Genomic DNA, 4,585 nt, shown 5'->3' on the forward strand with positions numbered 1-4,585 from the left:
CGGCGCTGTATCCCCTCCCTACTGCGCTCCTTGTCCGCTTACGCGGACTGCGGTACTCCTTGAGGACGGGGGCTTAGCGCCTGTGATTAGCTAAATGCGATTTCAGCACCGCCTATAAAAACACAGTGTTAAGAGCGTAAGATCTGTGTGACGAGTGGTATCAGACCAAAGCTACCGTTTTACTGACCTGTTCGATGATTCCCGCGACTTGAGGCGCGAGAGGCGATCAATTCGTGTCGCAATCAACGACAAGGCGATACCGAGCACACCCGTGCCCATCGTCGACCCGAACCACTGTGGCCCGAAGAACTCGATCGTGGTTTTGACACGCGACTGCATCCCCCTCGAGACCTAATGATCTCTGCCCATAGTATTGTTTACTCTAGTGGCAACTAGATGCCATCATATTTGAATATATCGATTGTTCCCTACCAACGTTGCTCCGTGTAGACTGATGCAATCAGGCAGTTATTTCCCGATAAATCGAGCATATATCGCCATTTTGGCGATGAACACAATGCCAGAATTCGATCGAGACCACGCCCTATATATACTCGAGCGAGTCACAAGATATTTCATTATATGGTGATGATTGCACAATATAGAAATGGACGATATTGCCCTGACGACGACCAGCGAGGACGGATACGAGACGCAAAGCGACATCGGCGACTTCACACTCGAGATCGATCCGATGGAACAGACGGGGCCGAACCCGAACGCGGTGCTCGTTGCCGACTACGCCTCGTGTTTCCTCCCTGCCGTCCGCCTCGGCGCACGGAAGGCCGGCTACGACGACCCCGGTCAAATGACGATCGACGCGGAGGCAACGCTGGACGACGAAGACCACCTCGAGGCGATCGAATTCGTGCTCTCTATCGAAGCGGACATCGAGGAACCCGACGAGTTAATCGAACGCGGCGAAGAACTCTGTCACGTTCACGCAGCGCTTCGCGAGGAACTCCACGCCGACATTACGGTCGAAACCGACGCGTTCTAGCGTCCGTTCGCAAACGGAGAACGACGTCACACGTCGACCCCAAAACGCAGTCCGAGAGGCCGATACCGAACGCGTAGATCGGAATGCGAGAGCGCCGGACCGCGTTTGGAACGACTCGAACTGCGTCGGGACCAACGATCGCCGCGAGCCACAGCGATCACAACGAGAGCCGATCCCTTAGCTGGTGAAGCGAGACGGCGGACGAAACGGGACCCAGTACAGTTCATAGGGGTTCTCGTCGCCAGCCGGGTATCGCTGCCCAGCTGTGCAGGTTCCGTGGCTCGGTTTCCGTGCCGTAACCCGCTGAACGGCTACGAGAACCCCTATCAGTTCTCGAGAGCTGCGATACAAACTGTGGCTATTTCTCCCTCGCAGTCATTTGATAACGCATGACAAAGAGCGTGCTCGTCCCGACCGAGGGCTCACCGCTTTCGACGAAAGCACTGGAGGTGGCGCTGACGGACTATCCCGACGCAGCCATCACGGTCTTACACGTCATGGACCCGATTGGATCGGGACTCGGCATCATCGACGTGATGCGCCCGCAGTTTCACGACGGCGCACCGCCCGGTACGGTGTCGATCGAATACTGGCGCGAGTGGCACGAACAGGCCGAGGAGAACGCCGAAGAAGTCTTCCAAGAGGCTCGCGAACTCGCAGCCGACTCCGACACCGAGATCGAAACCGTCCTCGAGTTCGGAAAGCCGGCGGACGTGATCATCGAGTACAGTGACGACCACGACGTCGACAGAATCGTGATGGGCAGTCACTGCCGATCGGGAGCGGAACGCTTCCTGCTGGGCAGCGTCGCGGAAACCGTCGTCAAGCGAGCCCCGACACCCGTCATGATCGTCAGGTAGGGTCACGGTCAACACGATTGAGCGGAGCCATAACAGCGTGACCTGCCTCGAGGGGAAGTGGTTCGAGAATCGAAGATTTCCGTATGCCCTCGAGACGATCCACGAGCGAGTCGTACAGCAGTTCTCAACAAATATTGCCACAACTACGAACGCCGAGATCCCGGTAATTAACAGATTGAGAATAGGTTCCGGGCCGATATGAGGTCAGCGGCGGTCGATAGCACGGGAAACTACGAGCACACCCTGCTCTCGACTCAGGACCGATACGCCCTAATCGTCGGACGGAATCGGCGTTCCATCCGCCCGCGCGGGTGCTGGGCTCTCGTCGAGATCGTCGTCTTCGGCGTAGGGGTACCAGGTCCGTTTCGTGTTGTGCATGTACGGATCGTCGTAGTCCGTCTCCTCCGGTTCGATCAGATCGGCGAGTTCGGCGTCGTCTCGAGCGGCGACGAACTCACGGAAGCTCTCGGTGCCGTCGCGTGCCTCGGCGAAGTTCTCGATCAGATTCGCGATCGCTCCGGGAACTTCGTCCGCCGGGATCCGTTCGGCGACCCAGGAGGCAAACTGCGGGTTCTCCCCGAGTCCGCCACCGAGTCCGATGTCGAGTGCTTCGACCGGCTCGCCGTCTTTGCGCGTCTTCATCCCTCGCAGGGAAACGTCGGCGATCTGCGGCTGGGCACACGAGGCCGTACATCCCGAGAGGTGAATGTGGAAGTTGTCGACCCCATCGGGGAGGGAAACGTTGTCCGTGAGCCAGCGGCCGAACCGAACCTGCCGATTTTTCGTCTCGACGATCGACAGCGAACAGAACTCGGTCCCCGTACAGGCGATCGAACCCCGCTGGAACGGATGCGGATCCGGACTGTAGTCCTCGAGCACCGACTCCGAGCGCAACTCGTCGAGATTCTCGGCGGGGACGTCGGTAAAGATGATGTTCTGGCGCTGTGTCAGTCGCACTTCACCCGAGCCATGAGTATCAGCTGCGTCGGCGAGTTCGTAGGCGTCGTCGACGCCGATTCGCCCGACGAGGACGTTTAGCCCGACGTAATAGTTGCCGTCGTCCTGCTCGTGGACACCGACGTGGTCGTGTTTCCCGTCGGCCTCACCGGCGTTGTACGAGTACGAGTCTCGAAGGTCCTCTCCAGACGTCTCGAGTTCGAAGTCGACGTACTCCTCTTGCAGCGTTTCGCGGACCTTCTCCGGCCCCCACTCGTCGACGAGGAACTTCATGCGGGCGTTGTAGCGGTTCTCACGATCACCGTGATCGCGGAACAGTCCGGAGAGACCACCCGCGACGTCGACCGCCTGCTCCGGCGTCACGAAGACGTCGATATTGCGGGCAAACCGCGGTTCGTTGCGCGAGAGTCCACCGCCGACGCGGACGTTGTATCCCGTCACGGTCTCCCCGTCAATCTCCTTCTGGGCAGGCTCGAACGCCAAGTCGTTGATGTCGCCCTGCCCACAGCCTTCGTCACAGCCCGTCACTGAGACCTTCCACTTCCGCGGGAGGTTCGAGTACTCGTCGTGTCGCTTGAACGTATCGTGGAGATCAGTTGCGAGCGCATCAGCGTCGACGTGCTCATGTTTGTCCTTGCCGGCAACCGGACAGCCCACGATGTTCCGCCAGGAGTCACCACAGGCTTGCACCGTCGAGAGCCCAACCGCCTCGAGCCGATCGAAAATCTCGGGGACGTCCTCAAGTCGAATCCAGTGGAGCTGAATCGCCTGTCTGGTCGTCACGTCGATCCAGCCGTTTCCGAACTCGGGGTTTTCGGCCGGGCCGCGAGAGAACTCGTCCGCGATTTCGACGAGTTGGCGGAACTGCCCCGGCTCGAGGACACCGCCTGGCGGGCCGATCCGCATCATGAAATACGACTCCTGGCCCGCTCGCTGGTGATACAGACCGTACCACTTGAACCGCTCGAACCAAGCGTCGTGTTCATCATCGGGAATCGCTTCCCAGCCCTCCTCGGCAAAGCGCTCTATCTCTGCACGGATATCCGTTCCATAGAGTTCATCCTTCCACTTCTCGACGTCGCTGACCATTACTACCCGTTCTATGATGAGGCGAATATAACCCTCTCCCTATCCCGTCAGTTCTCCCCGCATCTCACCCCTCTCGGCAGTTTTCCCTGGTACTCGAGACAGTAGGCAACTATTGCATCACTCGCTGTCGATGCCTACCACTCCGGTTCGAGCACTGACTGGACCGCTTCAGGATCATAGGACTCGAATTCACCGTCAACGATTCGACCGACGGGAAGACGCGTAATCGAATCGCGCACACCGCACTCGAGACACTGTCCAACCGCCTCCGCAACGACGATCGAGTCATCAACGCGGACATCGAGGAACGCCTCAAGGAGTACATACGCGGGTTCACATTCACAAAAAACGCCACAAGAAAGGGTCCAGACATCGCTTACGCTCACCTGACGGGAATCATTGACGCTGATCCAGGCACCGTCGTCTAACGTTCGCAACGCGATTGACATACACATGGTTCGGACGCCACAGGCCTTCCTTCATCGTCCTGTGCAATGCTTACCGATTCGGCCAGAACACGGAAAATAACACCGCATCTGCTATTCAGCGGTGGCAGTAAGAGGAGCAGTAATAAATACGAAATTCCCAGCGAGCCAGAGCTGTGGCTCACTGAGGGAAATAAGTATGAATGGAGGCGGCGAAACGAGTTTCCCAGAGGGTCGCCCACTCCAGTACTCAC

The 4,585-nt window shown here is 58.4% G+C and carries 4 protein-coding genes; 2 read left to right on the forward strand and 2 right to left on the reverse strand.

All coding sequences use genetic code 11. The features are described from left to right. Nucleotides 1–607 precede the first annotated feature (607 nt). Both BW940_RS20630 and BW940_RS20635 read left to right on the forward strand, forming a co-directional pair. A complete protein-coding gene (locus BW940_RS20630; RefSeq protein ID WP_076611023.1) occupies nucleotides 608–1,000 on the forward strand; it encodes an OsmC family protein in 393 nt (130 codons plus the stop codon). Between the two features lie 389 nt (nucleotides 1,001–1,389). Next, entirely contained in the window at nucleotides 1,390–1,860 is a 471-nt protein-coding gene (locus BW940_RS20635) for a universal stress protein (RefSeq protein WP_076611024.1), read from the forward strand. 270 nt (nucleotides 1,861–2,130) lie between these two features. On the opposite strand, the gene BW940_RS20640 is transcribed toward BW940_RS20635, so the two are convergent. Both BW940_RS20640 and BW940_RS20645 read right to left on the reverse strand, forming a co-directional pair. Then, entirely contained in the window at nucleotides 2,131–3,906 is a 1,776-nt protein-coding gene (locus BW940_RS20640) for a nitrite/sulfite reductase (protein WP_076611025.1), read from the reverse strand. A 134-nt stretch (nucleotides 3,907–4,040) separates the two neighbouring features. Continuing rightward, nucleotides 4,041–4,355, reverse strand: a complete 315-nt coding sequence (locus BW940_RS20645; protein ID WP_076611026.1) for a hypothetical protein — start codon at nucleotides 4,353–4,355, stop codon at nucleotides 4,041–4,043. Between the last annotated feature and the right edge of the window lie 230 nt (nucleotides 4,356–4,585).

Origin of the sequence: Natronorubrum thiooxidans (assembly GCF_900156475.1) — an archaeon.
Classification (GTDB): domain Archaea; phylum Halobacteriota; class Halobacteria; order Halobacteriales; family Natrialbaceae; genus Natronorubrum; species Natronorubrum thiooxidans.